A 2776-nucleotide genomic window follows, 5' to 3' on the forward strand; every position below is an offset into this window, starting at 1 on the left:
TTTTTTAAATTTGGTACTCGACGGGATTTATTGATCAGTGCGTCAATATCACCAGACTTCACTAACTCTTGATAGCGATAAAATGTATCTCTTGAAACACCCATCACTTTGCATGCTCTGGATACATTCTGAAGCTCTTCAGCTAAATTGAGCAGACCTACTTTGTGTTTAATGATTTGATTGTTAGTATGCAACATAAGAAAGTTACCTTTGTTTGATTAAGATTTCGACACCTTTATCAAAACGGGTAACTTTCTCTTTTTCAAGAAGAATGTACGATCAAGTCTGAACTAATACATATTAAGAGAATATTTTAATAACCGTTTTTGTACTACAGTCATTAAAATTTTGAGTTCTGTTAGAATTTCTTCAAAAATTCCTGATTGAGATAATTTCAAGACAATACTATCTAATACTTGTTCTTCATTTTCGGTTAGTACTTCCTTAATTTTTCTATTATTTTTACTAGCATAATCTTTTATAGATTYCAAACCAATGCGTATAGCTCTATCTTCCTCACCATCTGCTCTAGCAGTTAGGTTTCTAGGTGTTTTTGATTTTATTTGACCAAAAGTATTACTTCCTATATCTGTGTCTAAAACGTAATCATATAAATAATTATCTTCAAATTTATACCGATCTTTTAGGTACCAAATTAAGAATTCTTGACCATTTTTACTCGATGCAATATACCCCAATATATTAAAAAATAAGTCCTTATTTTTTTTCAAGGTAGTTTGATACTCTCTTAGAGTGTCAYTATTTGATGTGATTTTCCCATTTTGAATATCATTTTTGATAGATTGCCAAATAATGCTACAAAACCATGATGAAGCATTAATATTTTCTCTAGACTCAATATCAATCATGGTGACTAAATCAGATAGAATCAATCTATCTCTCTTTGATGAGTTTTCTCCGCTAGTCATTGCTTTCATAAATCTAGGATCATGAACAAAACCTAATGAAATAGGACCTAAATGATCTGCTGATAAACCTGTTCTTGAAAAAACTTGGTCACCCATTAATTGATTTGCTGCACGATGGTTCCCATCAGACCATGCTTCATAAGCTCTTCGATCTTTAGTATATGATTTTAAATTTTCAACAGATCTTCCTGTATCTTCAGTTGAACGACAGCAACGATTATATGAATGAAAACCATCAAAACGATCTGGAAAGTTAGACATAGCCCCTGGGCCAAGTACTTTGATCAGACCCGATCTACTTTCTTCGATTAAACATTGAACTAGTTCTTGTACATCTAAGTTTTCTATATCTTTTCTTTTTAAAGTTGATCGTAACAGGAAAACCAATTCTTGATTATTATCTGAATTTAGAACTTTTAAAATATCATAAATACTTGTTGTTAAAAGATCTTTTCCTGCAAGAATTGGAAATGTCTTGGTCAATTTATTTGCAAAATTTTTATTAGGGTAAACATAATCTAAACTCATTGTCTGACCACAAGTTTGACATGGCTTTACTTTGAAAGGATGTATTGTATACATTAATTTGGCATATATTCCTGACCCTGTAATACCTAATTCAGCAATTTTTTGATCTGCCCATTTTTTTCTATTCTGACCTACTGGAGATTTACCAGCTTTTACCCAACTTCCAGCATATTCTAAGCCTATATAATTTGGATGTTCTATGATAGTTTTCTGATATTGTTGAAACTCAGGAGAATAAACTTTCTCTAACCTAGCCATCTATTAATTATCCATTTAAAAAAAATGGTAATTATGCCTTCATTCCCTATTAAAATTTAATAAACTTCAGATGGCTATTTAACATAAAATCTCTTATACGCAGTTCATCTGTAAGTCCAAAATAGAAATGTCCGCTTTTAGATAACTTTAGCAACTCGATAGACAGTTGCAACTCCACAATTCACTGCTTTGGCAATTTCTTCCTTAGTCATATTGCCAGCTGCTAGCAATTCTTTTATTCGTTTGTGCTTAGCCTCATTGGCTTTCTTACCTGTTGGCTTGTAACCCGAACGTGCCAGGCCTTGCTTAATACGTTCTATACGTTTCTCATTGTCTAGGCGAGCCATTGTTGCCAGGAGATCAATCAACATATTGTTGATGAGTTCCAGGATTGAATGAGTAATGCTGTCACTGGTTTGAATCATTTGGTAGGTAGTAGGAAGATCCGCTACGACTAAACGAAGTCCCTTCTCCTGGATCCTGCGCTTCAGCTCTTGAAAATCTCGTTGGGTTAGGCGTGATAAGCGGTCAATACTTTCAACTAACAAGGTGTCACCTTGATTTGCTTCTGACAGTAGCTTATTCAATTCAGGTCGGTCTAACTTCGTACCACTATAGTTTTCTACGTACACAATGGTTTCACCCAAATTCAAGTTTTGGTTTAGATCCTGAAGAATCTGCAAAGCCCTTTCTGCATCTTGATCTTTAGTTGAAGCTCGTAGATAAATACGTGTATTCATTTCTATCATTTAATCTTAATTCTATAGGACTTACGCACTATTATTTAAAGATTCTCTGTGGTAGCAGATGATTTTTATCGAGAATAAAGTCATCAATGAAGTTTTTGATAACTGGTCTAAATAATTTCTTCTGCCAACGATATACATTTTCAAAGATCCGCTCAAACTGGTTCTTTTGTATCTCGACGTAGGCCATCAAGGCTGAAAAAWTATGATTCAAAATCAGTTTAGATCGTCTTACTTGAAACTTTTCAATATGACAAACCTGTTTAATCACCCGGTGATATTGCTCTATTTTCCAATGACTTGAATGTAATTCAT

Annotated in this window: 3 protein-coding genes and 1 pseudogene; all 4 read right to left on the bottom strand. The window is 33.4% G+C overall.

All coding sequences use genetic code 11. The features are described 5' to 3' along the window. Nucleotides 1-197, bottom strand: a 197-nt coding sequence (locus BJN41_RS13880; protein ID WP_034683890.1) for a helix-turn-helix domain-containing protein, incomplete at its 3' end; no start/stop codon positions are given. 93 nt (nt 198-290) lie between these two features. Then, complete coding sequence (locus tag BJN41_RS13885; protein ID WP_070155939.1) at nt 291-1715, bottom strand: Alw26I/Eco31I/Esp3I family type II restriction endonuclease; 1425 nt, start codon at nt 1713-1715, stop codon at nt 291-293. A 137-nt stretch (nt 1716-1852) separates the two neighbouring features. Further along, the gene (locus tag BJN41_RS13890; RefSeq protein WP_004740252.1) at nt 1853-2464 is read right to left on the bottom strand and encodes a recombinase family protein; all 612 of its coding nucleotides are present in this window, start codon (nt 2462-2464) and stop codon (nt 1853-1855) included. A 31-nt stretch (nt 2465-2495) separates the two neighbouring features. Further along, nucleotides 2496-2776: pseudogene (locus BJN41_RS13895) on the bottom strand (IS701 family transposase); the annotation flags it as partial.

It is taken from the genome of Acinetobacter towneri, from assembly GCF_001758345.1.
In the GTDB taxonomy this organism is placed as follows: Bacteria; Pseudomonadota; Gammaproteobacteria; order Pseudomonadales; family Moraxellaceae; genus Acinetobacter; species Acinetobacter towneri_A.

What these genes read in the sequence shown, in the direction of transcription:
- BJN41_RS13890 (WP_004740252.1), bottom strand. Translation starts at nt 2,464, where the DNA reads ATGATAGAAATGAATACACGTATTTATCTACGAGCTTCAACTAAAGAT.